General features: G+C 41.6%; 12 protein-coding genes. 8 read left to right on the forward strand and 4 right to left on the reverse strand.

Features of this window, described 5'->3' with window-relative positions; genetic code table 11:
• The first annotated feature begins 125 nt into the window (after nucleotides 1–125).
• From L3V41_RS03655 to L3V41_RS03685, 7 genes are all read left to right on the forward strand, one after another.
• Nucleotides 126–1,337, forward strand: coding sequence for an HD-GYP domain-containing protein (locus L3V41_RS03655; protein WP_062568772.1), 1,212 nt, complete (start codon nucleotides 126–128; stop codon nucleotides 1,335–1,337).
• 89 nt (nucleotides 1,338–1,426) lie between these two features.
• On the forward strand, nucleotides 1,427–3,955 hold the full coding sequence (locus L3V41_RS03660) for a TonB-dependent receptor (RefSeq protein ID WP_237127175.1): 2,529 nt from the start codon (nucleotides 1,427–1,429) through the stop codon (nucleotides 3,953–3,955).
• 84 nt (nucleotides 3,956–4,039) lie between these two features.
• Entirely contained in the window at nucleotides 4,040–6,325 is a 2,286-nt protein-coding gene (locus L3V41_RS03665) for a family 20 glycosylhydrolase (RefSeq protein ID WP_237127176.1), read from the forward strand.
• Nucleotides 6,326–6,470: 145 nt separating this feature from the next.
• Nucleotides 6,471–9,215, forward strand: a complete 2,745-nt coding sequence (locus tag L3V41_RS03670) for a family 20 glycosylhydrolase (protein ID WP_237127177.1) — start codon at nucleotides 6,471–6,473, stop codon at nucleotides 9,213–9,215.
• 73 nt (nucleotides 9,216–9,288) lie between these two features.
• Nucleotides 9,289–9,864, forward strand: a complete 576-nt coding sequence (locus tag L3V41_RS03675; protein ID WP_062568768.1) for an RNA polymerase sigma factor — start codon at nucleotides 9,289–9,291, stop codon at nucleotides 9,862–9,864.
• Nucleotides 9,865–9,887: 23 nt separating this feature from the next.
• Complete coding sequence (locus L3V41_RS03680) at nucleotides 9,888–10,913, forward strand: FecR domain-containing protein (RefSeq protein WP_237127178.1); 1,026 nt, start codon at nucleotides 9,888–9,890, stop codon at nucleotides 10,911–10,913.
• Between the two features lie 74 nt (nucleotides 10,914–10,987).
• Nucleotides 10,988–13,660, forward strand: a complete 2,673-nt coding sequence (locus L3V41_RS03685; RefSeq protein WP_237127179.1) for a TonB-dependent receptor — start codon at nucleotides 10,988–10,990, stop codon at nucleotides 13,658–13,660.
• A gap of 6 nt (nucleotides 13,661–13,666) precedes the next feature.
• Here L3V41_RS03685 and L3V41_RS03690 read toward each other — a convergent pair whose 3' ends face one another.
• Both L3V41_RS03690 and L3V41_RS03695 read right to left on the reverse strand, forming a co-directional pair.
• A complete protein-coding gene (locus L3V41_RS03690; RefSeq protein ID WP_062568765.1) occupies nucleotides 13,667–14,668 on the reverse strand; it encodes a general secretion pathway protein GspB in 1,002 nt (333 codons plus the stop codon).
• 13 nt (nucleotides 14,669–14,681) lie between these two features.
• Entirely contained in the window at nucleotides 14,682–15,602 is a 921-nt protein-coding gene (locus L3V41_RS03695; protein ID WP_062568764.1) for an AAA family ATPase, read from the reverse strand.
• A gap of 125 nt (nucleotides 15,603–15,727) precedes the next feature.
• Between L3V41_RS03695 and L3V41_RS03700 the strand changes: the two genes are divergently transcribed.
• The gene (locus L3V41_RS03700) at nucleotides 15,728–16,837 is read left to right on the forward strand and encodes a tRNA nucleotidyltransferase (protein WP_237127180.1); all 1,110 of its coding nucleotides are present in this window, start codon (nucleotides 15,728–15,730) and stop codon (nucleotides 16,835–16,837) included.
• Here the strand turns inward: L3V41_RS03700 and L3V41_RS03705 are convergent.
• Together L3V41_RS03705 and L3V41_RS03710 are read right to left on the reverse strand one after the other, a co-directional pair.
• Nucleotides 16,825–17,346: a DUF1566 domain-containing protein gene (locus L3V41_RS03705; protein WP_062568762.1), complete on the reverse strand. Its 522-nt coding sequence runs from the start codon at nucleotides 17,344–17,346 to the stop codon at nucleotides 16,825–16,827. The two genes, L3V41_RS03700 and L3V41_RS03705, sit on opposite strands and share 13 nt — an antisense overlap.
• A 1-nt stretch (nucleotide 17,347) precedes the next feature.
• The gene (locus L3V41_RS03710; RefSeq protein ID WP_062568761.1) at nucleotides 17,348–19,027 is read right to left on the reverse strand and encodes a DUF1566 domain-containing protein; all 1,680 of its coding nucleotides are present in this window, start codon (nucleotides 19,025–19,027) and stop codon (nucleotides 17,348–17,350) included.
• Nucleotides 19,028–19,062 lie beyond the last annotated feature (35 nt).

Consider the following 19,062-nt stretch of genomic DNA (forward strand, 5'->3'; position numbering starts at 1 on the left):
GAAACTTTTCTGTTTTCAATTCAAAAAACATACTTATTACCTAAAAACTCACCTTTATTATTATTTACTCAGATACGAAATATCTGCTAGTTTTATAGTAATGTATTCAACTTGAAGTAATGTCCTTGAAAACACTTCCTATTAATCAACTTAAACTCGGCATGTTTGTGCAAAGCGTAACAAAACAAACAGGTAAGATCCGCATCAAAAACCAAGGTTGGGTAAAAACGCAAGGAAGTATAGATAAACTAATTAAAGCTGGTATTCTAGAAGTTGAAATTGATCCCGACAAAACACTCACTTTAAACAAAGAAAACAAAGTGGTGCAGAAAAAAGCCCCCCCTCCTGCTGCGGCTGAAAAAGTTGAGCAACATAACCCATGGCACACAACACACAGCGTTAGTGCAGAAATGACAAAAGCCAACAGCTTATACACTGAAGCCAAGTCATTGCAGAGCAAAGCCTTCGATGATATTCGAGCCGGCAATAAAATTGATGTTGCACCATTTCAAGAGCTAGCAAGTGGCTTTATAGACTCAGTGTTTCGTAATCAAGATGCCCTTGCCTGTATTACGCGTATGCGTGAAAAAGACGCCTACCTCCTAGAGCATTCAATCAATGTGTCTATTTTAATTAGTATTTTTGCTAAACACCTAGGTATTGATAGAGACATCATTCAAGAGATAGCAACAGGTGCCCTGCTGCATGATATTGGTAAGATAAATATTCCAGACCACATTCTCAATAAGCCTGGGAAATTGACAGATGAAGAATATCAAGTGATCCAAAATCATGCCCGTTTTAGTAAAGAGATTCTCGAGGAGTCTGGGCTAAGCGGAATAGCGGTTGAAATTGCAGCTTTTCATCATGAACGTTTAGACGGCAGCGGCTACCCTTTTGGCAAGCATGCCGATGAATTAAGCCAATATGTACGCATGGCTTCAATTGTCGATGTATATGATGCCCTCACCGCCGAACGCGTCTACAAAGCAGGTATGGAGCCGATTAAAGCATTCAAAATACTCAAAGATGGCTGCCCTGATAGTTTTGATGGTGATTTGGTCACTAAATTTATTCAATGTATTGGTATTCACCCTGTCGGTACTTTAGTTAAATTAGAAAGCCAAAAATTAGCAGTGGTGACACGTAGCAACCCAACAAGTCCTTTAAAGCCGCAAGTTAAAGTGTTCTACAATGCAAAACATTCTCACTATACAGAAATACATGACATAGACCTTGCTAACAGTCGCTGCCATGAAAATCTTGAAGCGGCCATAAAACCAACTGATTTTAACATTGATTTAATTAAGTTTTTTAAACACTCAATTTTACCTTAGAAGTTATTCCCAAAAATATCCCTTCATTCGTTAATAGATTTAAAGCAGCCATTCGTTGCTTTATAAAAAACAACAATGAAGGGAATAAAATGAAAACACACACACCTCGCTATAGAAAGCACTTACTAGCATTGGCAATCGGAAGTGCCTGCTTGAGCTTAAACCTACAAGCAGCTCAAAATACTGAACAAGAAACTAAGCCTGCATCAGAAAAGAAAAAACTTCTCGATCTTGAGCGAATTGTCGTAACAGGTAGTGGTGGCCGCGGCCAAACCAAGCTTGAATCATCCGTATCAATTACTACGCTAGATGCCGAGCAACTTGCTAGAGAGGCCCCGCTAGGCACCGCCGATTTACTTGAAACTGTGCCTGGGTTTTGGGTCGAAGATTCTGGCGGTGAAACCAACAACAATGTGGCTCCAAGGGGCTTACGTGGCGGTGAAGGCTTTCGTTATATAGGTGTTGAAGAAGACGGCTTACCGGTTGTTTATGACGGTGTGTGGGTCGACTTTTATCAACGCCAAGACATCACTATTGAACACATGGAAGCTGTGCGTGGTGGTACATCAGGCCTATTAACAACCAATGGGCCTGCGGCCTTGGTTAACTTTATTACACGAAAACCTGATAGTGTCGAAGAAGCAACCATTCGTCTAACTACGGCGGATTATGGCCTATACCGCAGTGAGTTTTTCTATGGCACACCTATTAGTGAAAACTGGAAAATGTCGGTCGGTGGTTTTTATCGTCGCTCTGATGGCGTAAGGGATACAGAATTTACGGCTGATCACGGCGGACAACTGAGATTAAACCTTGTCCGTGAGTTTGATAAAGGTCAACTTACACTCTCTGCCAAGCACTTAAACGACCACACCACATTCTTTGTACCTATCCCTCTACAAGATCAAAAAAATCCAGAAGGGATCGCTGGTGTGGATCCACAGCACGGAACCTTAATCGGAAATGGTCAACGTCTTTTAAATTACCTACAAGAAGATGGTAGCTACAAAACACGCGATCTTAAAGATGGGCAGCATACTAAGTTTACCACTTTAGGCTATAACCTTGATTGGGAACTAAATGATCGTTGGCTGTTAAATACAGCAGGCCGTTATTCAAGCTTTGAAAACGACATGTACATCCTACTCAATTTCGATAACTCCACTTTAGTAAATGCCAACGATAGACTTGGTCGACAAGATGTACTCTCCATGCTTGACCAATTTGCAGCTGACGGCGCTGTTGCAGCTAAATATCAATATGTTGATACAGGCGAAATACTCAACGATGTAACAAACTTAAACGGCAATGGTTTAGTGACAACAAGCTATCCGCTTTATTCACGATATGATGCCGAGCAATTCGTCAATAAACTCAATTTTACTTACGAAGGTGATCGCCACACGCTCACAATGGGCTGGCTATTCGCATACGTTGATGCAAACTCGCTACCCGTTGATAAATGGGAATCACAGTTCTTAACAGAAGTAAAAGATAATGCACGGCTTCTTGATATTGTTGCTCTGGATGACAACCAGCAAGTAGTCGGTCAATTAACCGACAACGGTTCAACAGGCTATGCACCTGGCTGGGGCCAAGCCACTGCATTTGGTACAAGCACATCACACTCACTGTTTATCAATGAGCAATTTCAAGCCACTGATAGTCTTCGTATTGACGGAGGCATTCGTATTGAGTGGTTAGAATTGGATAGTACCGCATCAGCAACCCAGTTTGCTGTGCCAGTGGATGGTGCTTTCGATGCCAATGGCAATGACATTGACAACAACCTTGCCAATAACTATGTTGATACCCCCTCGAACAACTACTTATCAAAAACCCGCGATGAAACGGAAACAGCATGGACGATTGGTTTTAACTATAAATTCTCTGACAGTGTTTCAATGTTTGGCCGCTATGCAGATGCGTTTGAGATGCCACGCTTGATGAGCTATGGACAAAATATACATGCCGGAATTGATGCAGACTTTAATGACAGTGTAAACCTTACCTTCAGTGAGTTTGGTGGACGTTATTCTGGCGACACACTCGGCGCATCAGTGACTTTATTTAGAACAAAGTTCAATGACCTAGTAGAGCGTAACTTTACCGGTAGTAATGGTGAAGTAGCTAATCAAACTATCGATACCGTCACCGACGGTATTGAATTTGAAGCCGTTTGGCAAGCACACGAAAACATTCAACTGGATTTAACGGGTGTGTTACAAGATCCTAAGATGGAAGGCTTCACCGGTGCTTTTAAACATTGGGAAGGCAAGCAAGTTAAACGTACACCAAAAATTCAGCTACGTTTAACGCCCACCTATTATTTTGATGATGGTGATGTTTATTTAACCGTACACCACTTAGGTGAACGTTATTCAGACGGCGAGAATAAGTTTGAACTCCCTGCATACACAACCGTCGATATGGGCGTTAATTATCGCTTTAATGACAGCGCTGCCGTTCATTTAAAAGCAACCAACCTAACTGACGAGTTAGGCTTAACTGAAGGTAATCCGCGTGCCATTAACGATGTCCAAGCTGGTTTCGACTATTACTACGCGCGCCCTATTTTAGGCCGAACCATTAGTGCTTCGTTAACCCTTAATTTTTAACCTACCCCTTGCTAATTTGCACTATGCCCAGTGCTGATTAGTTTATCCAAGCCCGCAAATGCGGGCTTTTCTTAGGAAATAACAATGATTAAAAATGCTTTTTACCAGTACTTGCGAAGCAGCTTTGTGTTATTCATTCTGCTATTAGCTCCTTATTATGTCAGCGCTAACATCACACCAAAGCCAACAAGCAGCCAATATGGTGAAGATCACTTTCACTTAATGCACAACACACAAATTAGCTATAACCACCAAGATGCAAAACAAGTGGCTCTGCAACTTGCTGAGTTTCTACGCCCACCAACCGGCTATGAATTACCTGTATTACACGCAAAAAATACGATGAAAAACACCATCGCTTTTAACATTACCGACTCAGTAGTGGCTAAGGAAGGTTATCAATTAATAGTGAGAAGTGGTTTTATTGAAATAAAGGCCAGCACAGCAAAGGGGTTATTTTGGGCGATGCAATCACTTAGGCAACTGCTCCCTATTGAAATAGAATCTCGTATGCCAATAAACCAACGAAGCTGGCTAATTACCAGTGCAGAAATACTCGACGAACCTCGATTTACCTATCGTGGCATGCATTTAGATGTCAGCCGCCATTTCTTTGATGTGAGTTTTGTAAAACAATACATTGATTGGCTCGCAATGCATAAGTTTAATGTTTTTCAATGGCATCTAACCGATGATCAAGGCTGGCGTATCGCCATTGATGCATACCCTAAACTTACTGAAATAGGCGCTACACGCCCTCATACAGTCGTTGGTCATACTTATGATTACAAACCTTTGTTTGATAACCAAAGCGTTTCAGGCTTCTATACAAAAGCACAAATCAAAGAAGTCGTAGAGTATGCTAAAGCACGTCACATCGAGGTGATCCCTGAGATAGATATTCCAGGACACAGCACGGCATTACTGGCTGCTTATCCTGAGCTGTCTTGCCACCAGCAGGCAGTCGACGTACAAGCACAATTTGGTATTTTTGAAGACGTGCTATGCCCTCGCGAGGATGTGTTTGAGTTTTTATCTGTTGTTTACAAAGAAGTCGCAGCACTTTTCCCTAGTAAATACATTCATATAGGGGGTGATGAAGTAATAAAAAAACAATGGTTAGAAAGCCCCATTGTGAAAAAATTAATGCAGCAACATGACCTCACTACGCCAGAGCAAGTACAAAGCTACTTTATTAAGCGAGTTGCTAAAATAGTGCAGGATCTTGATAAAACAGTCATTGGTTGGGATGAAATATTAGAAGGTGGAGTTGCTGATGATGCTGTCATCATGTCTTGGCGAGGAACCGAAGGAGGCGTGCAAGCAGCAAAAATGGGACATCAAGTCATTATGAGTCCGTACCAGTATATCTATTTTGATGCCTATCAATCTCGTAACCTTGATGAACCCAAGGCAATTCACGGATTATCGCGTTTAAAAAATGTGTATCAATACGACCCTGAGCCTAGCCATTTAACCTCTCAACAGCGCGAATATATTATAGGTGCTCAAGGCGCACTCTGGACTGAGTATATTAAAACACCGCGTCATGCTGAATACATGCTATTCCCTAGACTCAGTGCGCTAAGTGAAACCTTATGGTCAAATAAAGAAGGTAAATCATGGCATGATTATAGTCAGAACCGCTTACCTAGCTTATTAAAACGCTATCAAAAAATGCATATCAATACCGCTAAAAGTAGCTATAAACCGATTATCAGTAGTACAGTTCAAGACAATAAACTGCTTGTCACAATAACCACTGATATCGAAGGTACCGCTATTTATTATACGCTTGATGGCAGCGAACCCACTTTAGCGTCTAATAAGTATCAAGCACCTATCACGATTAAATCATACACCCAAGTCCGTGCTCGCAGCTATGTAAAATCACAAGGGCAACTTATTGGCGATGCACGCCTTACACTTAGCCCTCACCTAGCACTGGGTAAAAGCATCACCCTAACTTACCCTGCAGCTGAGCAATCAGCGCATAAATTGCAAGATGGTCAGTTTGCATTTGATCAGTTTTATAGTGTCGAAGATTACGCTATTTTTTATGACACCGATCTTGAGGCTATTATTGATTTTGAATCACCGACTTTAGTTAAACAAGTGCAATTAGGCTATAACAGTGGTCGTCACCGCCAGCTGCATCCGCCAACAGAAATAGTCATTCTCGGCTCTGATGATAAGCAGCAATGGACAACACTGGCAAAAGTAACCTCACCGCAGGGTCCTATGTCGGTGTTATCTTTTCAGCCAACAAGATTACGCTTTTTAAAAGTGATCGCTATCAATAGCAAGAAATCTCAAGATATTCAGATCCCTAAACTTCCTTTATATATTGATGAAATTGCAGTTCATTAATGCGCTTAGCCCTAATACAAAAGCAGTATTTAGGGCTCTTTTTAAAATTTTAATTCCCAAATATTCTTCTTAAGACGTTTATAACATTAGAGTCAACTTGCGGTACCAGCTCTATCTATACAATAACAATGTCTTAGGAGCCACCATGTTTGCAAAGAAGCACACAATTACAACAACACTATCGAGCTTAGCACTACTCACAGCAAGCCAATTTAGCATTGCACAACCTCACCCCGATAACCTTGCTTTAAGTTGGCAGGTCATTGACCATGGGATTGGTGAGAATATTTTTCTTGGTAGTTTAACAATCACCAACAATGGCTTAGAACCATTAGGTGAATCGGGCTGGTCGTTATTTTTTAGCTCAGTAAGACCACCAGCCAGTGTTCTGCCAGACTCTGACCCAAATGGACAATACGCACGCCAACATATTGCCGCACAAAAACTAAGTCTAGAAAATGCAGATGCCGCCAAAAGCGGTGACTACTTTGTTTTAAAACCTATTGCTGGTTTTACACCTATTCAACCTGGGGAGTCGCGTGAAATTGAGATCATTGCTCAATACTGGCAAATGCTGAAAAATGACTCTCCTTCTGGCTTTCACATCAGCTATAACGGACAAACGCCTCAAGCTGTACTTGTTGATGTGTTTATGGACCCTAGCGATCCTAAACAAACGACACAGGCCACAAATGATGTGATGCCCGTGCAAACCACCGCATTGAGATATGCTGAAAATAATGCATCGATTCTCTCATTGCCATTAAAAAACCAGCTGGTTCCACAACCTCATTCAGTCGTTACAATCGACAATGAGTTTTTAACATTGATGAGTCAGCTAACAACGATTTCTGCACCAGCATCACTTAATAAAGAAGCGGCTTTTTTACAAACTGCTTTAAGCGACATATTAAGTGGCACATTTGCAGTTAATACAACCACTCAAAATGGCCCAAATCATATCAAGTTACAACTTGATCCACATTTAGATGCTAACCAAGATAATCAAGCTGATAAAAGTGCCTACAAACTAGAGGTAGATCCATTTACGGGTATTACAATTACAGGCAGCGATGAGCAAGGTGTATTTTACGCAATACAAACACTACGCCAGATGATCCCCACATCAGTGTATAAAAATGCAAAAAACTCAAGCACCTTATCCGACAACACCATTCTACCTGCCACGACGATTTTAGACGCGCCTCGATTTGAGTACCGCGGTATGATGCTTGATGTTTCTCGTAACTTTCAGTCAAAGGAAACTGTGTTTAAGCTGTTAGATTTAATGGCTTTTTACAAACTAAATAAGTTTGAAATTAATGTCGCCAACGACGAAGGCTGGCGATTAGAAATTCCTGGTATTCCTGAGTTAACTGAATTTGGTGCTAAGCGTGGCTATGACCTCAATGAAACATCTATGCTGCATACATTTATGGGCGCAGCCAATGAATTTGCTCAAGGTGATGGCATTGACAATAAACCAAGTGATAAAACAGCAGCGAATTTAGGTACCCCGCCCAGTTTTCAAGGGTTCGAAATCGCGCAGCAAAACTACCTAGGTAAGGGCTGGGGTTTTTACACTGTTGAAGACTTTAAAGAAATTTTGCAATACGCAGCCGACCGTCATATTGATGTTATTATTGAATATGATTTTCCTGCTCATGCCCGCGCAGCAATTAAAGCAATGGAATATCGCTACAATAAGTACAAAAATACAGACCCAATCGAAGCGTCTAAATATAGATTAATCGACCCACTCGACCAGTCTCAATATTACACACCACAGTTTTACACTGACAACTTTATCAATCCATCCTTAGAGAGCACGTTTACTTTCTTAAATCATGTTGTTGAGCAAACACGTGCAATTTATGATGCAGTACCTGATGCAACCATCACACGCCTGCACGGCGGGGGCGATGAATTGCCTCACTTAGGTCCAAACGAATGGTGGGCACAATCTCCTGCAATACAACAAAACCCTGCCACAGCAGGGAAAACAGATGCTGAAATTTTTGATTACTTCTTTCTTCGTTGGAAACAAATAATTAATCAACACGGCTTCGATATGGCAAGTTGGGGAGACGTGTTGTCTCACAACGGCACAGGCAATGTTGACTACGGCGATATCTACCCTGTGTTTTGGAATAATGTCTGGGGCTGGGGAAATGAACATCAAGCTTATAAGTTCGCAAACCAAGGTAAAAAAGTAGTACTTGCTCATGCAACTAACTTGTATCTTGATTTAGCTTACAACAAGCACCCTGATGAAATTGGTTATCATTGGGCAGGCTATACAGACACGAAAAAGACATTTGAGTACCGCCCATTTAATATTTATGCCAACGCGGTAAAAGACAAACTTGGCAACCCTGTACCATGGGATCCTAAGTGGGTTTTACTCAGTGAAACGGGTAAACAAAACGTGCAAGGTATTCAGGCGCAGCTGTTTGGTGAAAACCAAAAATCACCCGAAATATTAGACTACATGACATTTCCTAAGTTACTCGGCGCAGCAGAGCGAGCTTGGGTGCAAGATATGCCAGCCGAAGGTTTAGCCACTGAACAAGCATGGCATACATTTACAAACACATTAGGGCAACATGCCTTACCACTATTGGACTACTACCAAGTTGTCGATATTAATGCTCAAATACCTAAACAGTTTGGAGTAAATTATCGTATCCCACTTCCTGGGGCGACGATAGATAATGGCCAGTTAATCGTTAATACACGATTTGTTGGCATGCAGACCCAGTACTCATTAGACAATGGAATGACATGGCATGACTATACAGGACCCGTAACATTAACAACATCAAGTGCTGTTCAACTAAGAACAGTGAGTGATTCAGGCAAAGTGAGCCGAGTGGCCACCTTGAATTAATAGTCAACACTGACGAGCCGACTATGTTCGGCTCGCTACATGCAATACAAATGGAAGAGTAGGATGCGGATTCATGCCACCGTTATTATCTTTTAGACGCAAATCCATTGATTCAGTCGATACCGAATCAGACTGTCAGCGTAGTCGCCGCCAGCAAGTTGAGCAGTTGTTTTTAAAGCAACAGCAAAAACTGATACGTCATATCATGAGTAAAGGACTAGACAAACGTGAAGCAGAAGATGTTGCGCAAGAAGCCTTTGTTAAGCTGCTAGGGTTAGAGCAAGAAAAAATAAGCAATTACATCGCTGCTTACCTGTATAAAATAGCAACAAATTTAGCAATAGATAAATTGAGACGTAAAGCACGCAGCCCATTTGATGAGTTTATCTCTGATACAGATAACAGCACGCAACCTGTCAGCTCTATAAACCCAGAGAAAACACATCATAATAATGAGTTGCTAAAAGAAATGGAAAAATCTCTCATTAGTTTGCCAGATAAATGCAGACTAGCATTCTTGTTATATAAAATACGAGGACAAAGCTACGAAGAAATAGCTTTAACCTTACAGATTTCACCCAGTATGGTAAGAAAATATGTTTTACGTGCAGTTCGTCATTGCTACCAGCAATTGCAACATGAGCTTTAGTCATGAGTTTTAAGGATCTTAGCATGAACCCATCACCGAACGACTTAGCAAATATCGAAGAGCAAGCTGCTGAGTGGTTACTTGTATTAGATGAAAAGTTTACTGAAAGCGAAACAAATCGCTACCCTGACGAGCTTAACGAGTGGCTAGCTCAAAGCACAGTCCATCGTGAAGTGTTTGAAAAAATGCAGTCGCTTTGGACGACATCAACCGCATTAAGTGATGAGTTTGTGACACAGCAATTGGCTGAGCTTGATGCTGTTACGTCTAACAAAACACGTTCTAAATATCGCGCTATAACAGGCTATTTAGCCATAGCAGCGAGCTGCTTGCTATTTGGTTTTATTTTCTTAGTAAATCAAGAGTCGCCTATAAAAACAATGAGCACTGTGAGCCCCCAAGCAAGTGCAAATAACAAAGTATCAAATGAATTTTTTCATACCACAATTAATGAGCATCGCTCTTTTACTTTAGACGATGGCAGTCAAATAGACTTAGGTGCGAATACTCAACTTGCCGTTCGTTATAGCCGCGCATCTCGTGAACTAATTTTATACCAAGGCGAAGCACTTTTTAATGTCAGTAAAGATAAGCAAAGACCCTTTGTTGTGCGCTATCAAAACAGTGAAGTAACAGCGTTAGGCACCATCTTTAATGTACGAGCAAATCCAGCCTCTATTCGTGTTGATGTGCTAGAAGGCAGTGTCTCTGTGGCTCAACAAGACGCTGTCACACTCACTCAAGGACAAGCTGTCGAAATGACAAAGGCAGGTAAAGTTACACACACTAAGGCACAAGGTGACTCGCTGACTATGGGCTGGCAAAAAGGCTATTTAGTCTACCAAAATGCGCGCTTGGGTGATGTGCTTAATGATGTTGCAAGGTACAGTGAAGTTCAAGTTAATTTAAGCGATAAAAAACTAACAGAACTCACCTACAACGGCACATTCTTAACAACTGAAATCGAAGGTTGGTTAAGTAGTTTAGAAAAAATTTACCCTATTACAGTGACTCAAAAAGGCCATGTTTTTACATTGACAGCAGATTAGCTAAAAGTGTCATAGCGAAAATAAGCTAAAAGTGGTACAAAGTTTAAACAATAATAAAAATATCTAATTAAACTATGTTGTTAAGACTATTAACCACAACACTAATATGGTTAATATTATTTACTAGCAAAGCACATGCTAGCACTGACTATGCATTCGATTTAGCTGAAGCAACCTTGCAACAGCGCTTGCTCGATATTGCAGAGCAAAGTGGCTGGCAGCTCAGTGCTGCCTCAATCAGTGAACATAGCGTGCTTCCACCTTTACAAGGGGACTTCACGTTGAGTGAAATACTCACTGACGTCCTGCAAGGCTCTCGCTATCAGTTCACACTCGCTTTGACAGAGCAGCGCATCTTTGTCACGTTATCAAAGCAAACGCCCACTGATGATTTTGAGCGCATCATCGTAACAGGCGTCAGTGGTAAAAGTCGTAATATCTTAAATTCTTCCATTTCTATTACACAACTATCCAGCTCTAAGCTTGAGCAACAAACACCTTATTCAAGCGCTGAGGTGCTTAAAAATGTCACCGGTTTTTGGGTTGAAGACTCAGGCGGCGAAACAAACAATAATGTCTCACCAAGAGGCTTAAGAGGCGGTGAAGGGTTTCGTTTTATTAGTTTGATGGAAGATGGCTTGCCCATTACCTACGATGGAATATGGGGAGATTTTTTCTTACGACCCGATCTGACCCACCAGACCATCGAAGCTGTACGTGGTGGTAGCAGCGGTATTTTTACCCTTAATGGCCCTGCGGCTATGGTGAACTATATAACAAGACAAGGCTCTGCAATACCATTTAACCTAATCAAATTAAGTCATGGCATCAGCTATGATTACACACGCTTTGACGGTGTCTTTACGGGCCCTTTAACTGATGAACTGTTTTATACAATCGGTGGATTTTACCGTACCTCAGATGGTATTCGTGAACCTGGCTATAAAGCGGATAAAGGAGGCCAATTTAGTACAAAAATCAGTTGGTTAACTGACAGTTTTGAATTTGACTTTAGCTACAAACACCTAAATGATAAAACCAGCTTTTATGCTCCGCTAATTTTAGAAAATAAACAAAAAATTCAACAACTCGATAGTCTTGCCTATGACGATGGCACGCTATTAAGTGACGATTTAAAATTGTTAGCGTTTCGCACTCCTGAAGGCCCGCTTGTTCATGATTTGGGTGATGCTCAGCATACACAAATGAATAGCTACACGTTAGTATTTAAAGCGCCACTGAGTGACAAAGTAAATATCACTAACCGCACTCGTTACGCTAAGCTAAACAATGAACTTTACACGCTTATGAACTTAGGCAACCAAACCATTGTTGATGCCCAAAGCCGTTTACAACAACAAGATATAACCGATTTTAAACACTCTTTTGCAGATACAGATTTAACCGCACAGTACCGACGGGTAAGCGACCACAAATTAATCGATGACCCTAGCCGCCTCAATGAAAATGGCTTAGTCACCTCCAGTTTCCCACTGCACTCACACTACAAACAACAACAGTTGATTAACCATTTTCGAATCAATTACCTTGATGATCACTGGTCACTCAGCTTAGGGCATATTTATGCGCGCAGCGACTTTAGCTCATTACCCCTTGACCAATGGCTTGGTGAATTACTCACTGATGTAAAGCATCAACCTGATCGTTTAGAAATTGTACTGATAAATAATCAAGGAGAAGTTGTTGGTAACTTCAATGAACAAGGCTTTTTATCGTATGCGGGTCCTGTGTATTTAAAAGGAGTCGGTTTATCTGAGTCCCATTCTTTTTATGCTAATTTTGATTGGCAAATCACAGACAGCCTTAGGTTTGACCTTGCGCTTCGTAATGAAAACCTCAACTTAGACAGCACCCTATTTGAAGGCGCAATATCACCAACCGATTCGCTAAAGCCTTATTACTCGCATTACCTTGCCCCAAGTTCACTACATGACACATTTAACCAAACAGCGTTTAGTGTTGGCGCGAATTATCAGATACAGCAACACCTTGCCGTATTTGCTCGCTACTCAGACGCTTTTGAAATGCCTCGATTAATTAATTTTGGTAATGCGCGTGGTTGGGCTTCCAACAATATTGAGCGAGACCAGCAAAACTTTGGCAAACCAATACGTTTAACCTTGGGTGAAATCGGCTTACGACTGCAAACATCACATTGGCAATTTAGTGGGGCTTTATTTGATACTAATTTTGACCCGCTTCCTTTTACTGTTTATAGAGGTGCAACGGGGCCACAAAAGGCAATTTTAATTAACACACAAACGCAAGGGTTAGAATTTGAATTCAGCTACCAATACAACGCATCTTGGCAATTCAAAGGCGTTGGGGTATGGCAAGATGCAGGGTTCTACGGGATCCCATCATCCCTTCCTCAAAGCGAGTTTAATGGTAACCAAATAACCCGTACACCTGAGCTACAGTTTCGACTGACACCGGAGTATAAGTCAGACAATTTTCAAGCTGCGATCACATGGGCTTACATCGGCGAGCGATACTCCGATACCGCCAATCAATTCGCATTGCCAGCTTATCAAACATGGGATTTTTTCAGTGAGTTCACAATGAATGAGCAGTTAAGCTTACAGCTAGAAATTAAAAACCTCACCAACACGCTTGGTTTAACAGAAGGCAATCCCAGAGATGATTTAAACCACCAAGATCCCCTATTTTATGGGCGACCTATATTTGGTCGTAATATAAAAGTCGCCCTAAGCTATCAGTTTTAGTAAAACCTATTCGGGCCAATCTTGTAGTGCTTTCAAAGTAAACTCGTAACCATCGTAACTGAGCAAACTTTGCTCTGGCGTAATCTCGACCACTGACAGCACACCTATACTGTCACCTTCATATAATTCACGGCCATTTAGCTTAATCCAACGTTTTGATGTTTCTGACGCATAAATATGTGCCTGATACTTAATCGTAGGTAACTGATTTTGTAACGATACAGGTAATAGCTCAATGGGCTCGGCATAGGATGAGTTTTTCGTACTGTGAGTGACTTCTGAAAAATGCTGACTATCAACATCCTGCACCGCTTTAGCAAATGCATCTTTCAACGTATCGGGCACATCTTTAAGCTCGTCATTGTCGAGGGTTTGCTGAGGGGGAGCTGATGGCTCGCTATTTAGCGGCTTACCCAATACCTTATATTTACTTAAATCAAGACCTTGGTCGCTTACCTGTCGCGAGCTATTATTTTGCGTCACTTGCACAGGCTGTGAAAACTGCGGCTGTGTTTGATAAACCGGTTGACCTTGATAAATTGGCTGTTGATAAACAGGCTGCCCCTGATTGACATACACAGGAACTGAATTTACTGGCACCTGAACCCATTGATATTGTTGCCCTTGCACAGGCATTTGCTGCATTGAAGGTTGCGGGAGTTGTGTTGACGTTACAGCCGCATTTATTGCGTGTGGCTGAGCAGCCGTTTGCGCAGCGTCAGTGGCAGCTTGTTCCGTATTCTCCACTGTCTCTTTTTTATCAAGCGTTTGCTGCGTGCTTGTAACAACTGCGCTATCCAATGACTTATTATTTTGTAGCCATTTGCCAATTGAAAACCCTGCCATCAGCGTCAAAATCGCAGCTAATAAAAGCCCAAATGACAGGGCAAGGCGTCTGTAACGAGTTAATTCCTGCTGCTGTTTTAATTGTAATGCAGCTTGGTCATGCTCAGCGGCGGTTTGCTCATGCTGACCAGATTGTTTAATTGCATCTAAAAGTAATGACATAAATGAGCACTCTTTATATTAGGTAGGATAAACCAATACCCACACCTAAGACGACTAAAAATGAAACAGGGTAAAGCCAAACATAATTGGATTGTGTATTGGCGGTTGCTGTAATGACTGTGCTACTTGGTGGCAAAGCTTCCTCGGCAGAACGCATCACCAGTTCACTATCTATGCTCAACTTTTGTTGAGAAAAAGCACCCACTAAACAGCGTTCACACAATAGGTTAATCAATCTCGGGACGCCCTGCGTCACTTGATAGATAGCCTTTAGAGCATCCCTGGAGAACAACGCTTGTTCGGTTCCTGCTTTAGACAAACGATGTTTAACATACGCAAATACTTGCCCTTCTGTTAGCGGTAATAGGTGATAGCGTGCTGTTATACGCTGTGCCAATTGCCTAAGTTCTGTGCGTTTAAGTAATGCTTGTAGCTCTGGTTGTCCCACTAAAACGATTTGTAATAGCTTTTTATGATCCGTTTCTATATTGGTCAATAAACGCAATTGCTCAAGTACATCAGGAGCAAGTAATTGCGCTTCATCAATAATTAAAATGGTGTGGCCACCCGCGCTATTATTTGACTCCAAATGCTTTTTGATCACATCGGTTAATGTTTTCAACGTCGCATTATTGCTGTCGTAAGTAATATTTAATTCATCACAAATACTGGCCAACAATTCAAGTTGCGATAAGGCAGGATTATGAATTTGTGCAACTTGTGTATTTTCTGGAAGCTGTTCTTGCAGGCTTCTTGTTAATGTTGTTTTCCCTGTACCAACCTCACCTGTCAGCAATACAAACCCTCCCGCTTCTCCTAAGCCGTAAGTTAGATGCGCTAACGCTTCTTTATGGCGCTCACTGAGAAATAAATATTCAGGGTTCGGAGCAATCGAAAAAGGTTTTTCTGACAAGCCAAAATAGCTTAAATACACCGTGATATTCCTTGCGTTTAAAATCACGGCCTATAATGGCAAAAAAAAACGCCACTTAAAACCTTGTTCGCATTTTAATAGATAAATAACGTAAAATACCAAAAAGGCAAAATAGCAGGTGAACTATGCAGGTTTATTTAGTGGGTGGCGCAGTCAGGGATGCCCTACTTGGTCGTCAGATAAAAGAGCGTGATTACGTTGTGGTTGGTGCGACACCAGAAGAACTACTTAAGCAAGGCTATCAACAAGTTGGTAAAGATTTTCCTGTTTTTTTACATCCAAAAACAAAAGAAGAGTATGCACTCGCTCGCACAGAGCGAAAACAAGGAGAAGGTTATACTGGCTTTATCTGCGACTTTACCCCTGATGTCACCTTAGAAGAAGATTTAATACGCCGTGATCTAACCGTTAATGCGATTGCTCAAGCGAAAGACGGCACATTGTTCGATCCCTTCAATGGCCAAAACGATATTAAAAACCGTGTTTTACGCCATGTGTCTGATGCTTTTAGTGAAGATCCTTTACGCATTCTACGTGTTGCTCGCTTTGCAGCCCGTTATCATTACTTAGGCTTTACCATTGCACCTGAAACTAACCGTTTGCTTGTGTCCATGGTGGCCAATGGCGAGCTTGAAACACTCACTGCAGAACGTATTTGGCTAGAATGCGAAAAGTCATTAAGTGATGGAGCCTTTGCTGAATTTTTGAATGTATTATTCGACATTAAAGGCTTACACGTAATAATCCCTTCACTTGAAAAGCAGTGGGACAGTGCCTTATACCGAACCTTACAAGCTCGTTTTAATTATGCGCAACAACGTGGAATTACCAATACTGCATTACTGTTTAGCCAAGTAACACTTTCGCTCAGTGAAGAGGCAATTAAAACGCTCGCTCAGAAAATTCGTTTACCCAATGAAGTACGAGATTTAGCATTAAACGCGCAAGCACACAGGCAAACACTGTGTGCTAATCAATTAGATAGCAATGCAGTTCTTAGCTGCTTTAATCAGCTTGATTTGTGGCGACGCCCAGAGCGCTTCGAGCAAGTTTTAGAAGCGCTTGAGATCAGTGAACAAAAACCACTTAACTTTGCTAATGAACTTGAACAAGCAGCCAAGCAAGCACGCGCTGTCAATCCTCAGCAGTTTATTGCTCAAGGTATAAAAGGGGCTGATATAAAAACCGCGCTTGAAAAAGCGCGGTTAAAAATAATTCAACGTTACTTTTCGTAACGAACTAGGCGTAAATACAGATCCGACGTTTTCGCATGTAAGCTATTTACGCCTTTATCAAATTGATAAACCCAAGCAAGATCAGTTCGTTCTTTACCTGAGGTACTGCTCCAGTAGTTTTGTAATTTGGTGGCATAGAAAACTTGTTCATTAATGCTCGGTTGAACACATTGATGTTCTAAAATGCTTGCCAATTCTTTTATGTTTGGCACATGCCAGTCGCTATACTGAGCATAATCACTCATCGTTGCGCCGCGTAATGCCTCACCCCATGATAATTGTTGGCTCGTTCCTTCACAGTTTAATGTTTCTGTATTATAGCTTTGACCAAAGCTACAGCGTTGCCACATTAACCCTGTTTTGCTATCGCTTACCGTGCCATCGTCATTAATAACAAACCGCGTTGTTGGCGTCGTTTCTGCGACACCGTCGTAACACACTTGTGCTTGAGCAACACCGGCTGATGCTGCAAATAATCCAACCGATACTAGCAAAGATAATTGACGCATTTTACTCTCCTGGTGTTCTGACTAAGCGAACAAACGCTGTATTGTTTTTTGGATACGCTAAATCGTTCGCGCTACTCATATCAATAATATAGGCCTGCGATAGACTCGTACCATCAGCAGCAGTTTGTGATGTCCAGTACGGCATAAATGCGTCACTATTACTGCTTAACTGGGTCGCATCAGGTTGATTTGGGAAAAACTCACTACTCAGTAAGCTTGCTTCACCTTGTTTAGAGTAATCGAGCAAGCCTTGCAACTCAGTATAAGTAGGCACTCGCCAGTTTGTGCCCCCGCAAAAATCAGTGGCATTAACTTCTTCTACATAAGTTTGTAAACCACAGGCGGTATTACTTGGACATGTTGAATTTGGCGCACCTTGTACACTTCCTGTTTGTGCTCCATTTCCCTCATCTAAATACCAAGTGTAGTGATTTGTTGAGGCACGGACAGTCGTTGCCGGTGGTAGAGCTGAACTTGCCGCTTTTACTTCCCAAATTAACCCCGTCACATTATCTCGAACGCAGCTAAAGTTTGTGGCATCATCGGGCAACTCATCTGCAAATTGGTTTAATTTTGTGAAATCAAATGCCAAGTCGCCTTGCCCCACCTTATCAAGCTGATTAGCAACACTGTCTCTGCCTAAATCAGCATCTTGATTTGGGAAATCGTCACTGTTGCAATTAATTTTTTGCGAATTGTTATAACAATCATTCATGCCCGTATCGTTAATGTAACCAAGTGGTTTAGGGCGAATATCAATAACCACTGTATCGGTATCACTACGTGACTTACTATCCGTTACAGTGACTTCAAAACTGAGTTCCGTGTCTGAATCAACATCTGGGGCAGTGAATGAAGTGATACATTGATTTTGATTTGCAAGTGTCACAACCTCACCCGTTACCTGCTGCCAAAAACATTGCTTGGTTGTGGTAACAACCTCACTATTAGTCGCATCAAGTGTTACGGTGTCAAACTCAATAACCTGCTGATCTTGCCCTGCATTTGCAACAATAATCTCGTTCGTTTTATTTAACGTAAACGTTTGTTCGATACTTGCTGAGCCCCCTTCGTCATCAGTGACAGTCAACTGCCATGTCATTTGTGTATTCGCTTCAAGCAGAGGATGATTAAAGCTGATTGTTTTATCTGTATAGCTATTGATAACGAGATCTGGGCCTGACAGTTGTGACCAAAGATAACCGTTTATTGAACCATTTTCGTCAAGATCGAACGACTCTTCACCACTTAAAATAATTTCATCATTATACTGAGAAGGGAGTTCTTCAGGGGCGATTTGTGTGATCACAGGTTGTGGAAGCTGATTATTAGAGCTGATAAAAATGCTCACTTCATCACTCACTAACTGACCATCAGCTGTTTGGTAATCCACACGAAGTACCAGTTCTGAATCGAGCTTAATATCAGGCGCAGTTAAAGATTGCTCAGCACCATCAGCAGGAAACCCTTCTATAGCGGGGCCACTCACCCGCTGCCAAGTAAAGGTACCATCCGCTGGCGAGCCTTTTGCCACGACAGTAAATTCACTTTTTTCTATTATTTGTTGATCTGCGCCTGCGTTAACTGTCGCAGCAGTAGGGGTATTGTCGCTATCACTACCACCACCGCCACATGCTGTTAGTGTTGTTATAACAATAGCAAGAAGGGGCACTCGTCTCATGTTAATCACCTTAGAAAACAAAGCCAGAGTCATTT

The sequence above is a fragment of the Pseudoalteromonas sp. L21 genome (genome assembly GCF_021728035.1).
Classification (GTDB): domain Bacteria; phylum Pseudomonadota; class Gammaproteobacteria; order Enterobacterales; family Alteromonadaceae; genus Pseudoalteromonas; species Pseudoalteromonas arabiensis.

Bases quoted from the DNA above. Each gene is read 5' to 3' on its own strand.
- L3V41_RS03685 (WP_237127179.1), top strand. From the start codon at position 10,988: ATGTTGTTAAGACTATTAACCACAACACTAATATGGTTAATATTATTT.
- L3V41_RS03700 (WP_237127180.1), top strand. From the start codon at position 15,728: ATGCAGGTTTATTTAGTGGGTGGCGCAGTCAGGGATGCCCTACTTGGT.
- L3V41_RS03710 (WP_062568761.1), bottom strand. From the start codon at position 19,027: ATGAGACGAGTGCCCCTTCTTGCTATTGTTATAACAACACTAACAGCA.
- L3V41_RS03665 (WP_237127176.1), top strand. From the start codon at position 4,040: ATGATTAAAAATGCTTTTTACCAGTACTTGCGAAGCAGCTTTGTGTTA.
- L3V41_RS03705 (WP_062568762.1), bottom strand. From the start codon at position 17,346: ATGCGTCAATTATCTTTGCTAGTATCGGTTGGATTATTTGCAGCATCA.
- L3V41_RS03690 (WP_062568765.1), bottom strand. From the start codon at position 14,668: ATGTCATTACTTTTAGATGCAATTAAACAATCTGGTCAGCATGAGCAA.
- L3V41_RS03660 (WP_237127175.1), top strand. From the start codon at position 1,427: ATGAAAACACACACACCTCGCTATAGAAAGCACTTACTAGCATTGGCA.
- L3V41_RS03670 (WP_237127177.1), top strand. From the start codon at position 6,471: ATGTTTGCAAAGAAGCACACAATTACAACAACACTATCGAGCTTAGCA.
- L3V41_RS03680 (WP_237127178.1), top strand. From the start codon at position 9,888: ATGAACCCATCACCGAACGACTTAGCAAATATCGAAGAGCAAGCTGCT.
- L3V41_RS03675 (WP_062568768.1), top strand. From the start codon at position 9,289: ATGCCACCGTTATTATCTTTTAGACGCAAATCCATTGATTCAGTCGAT.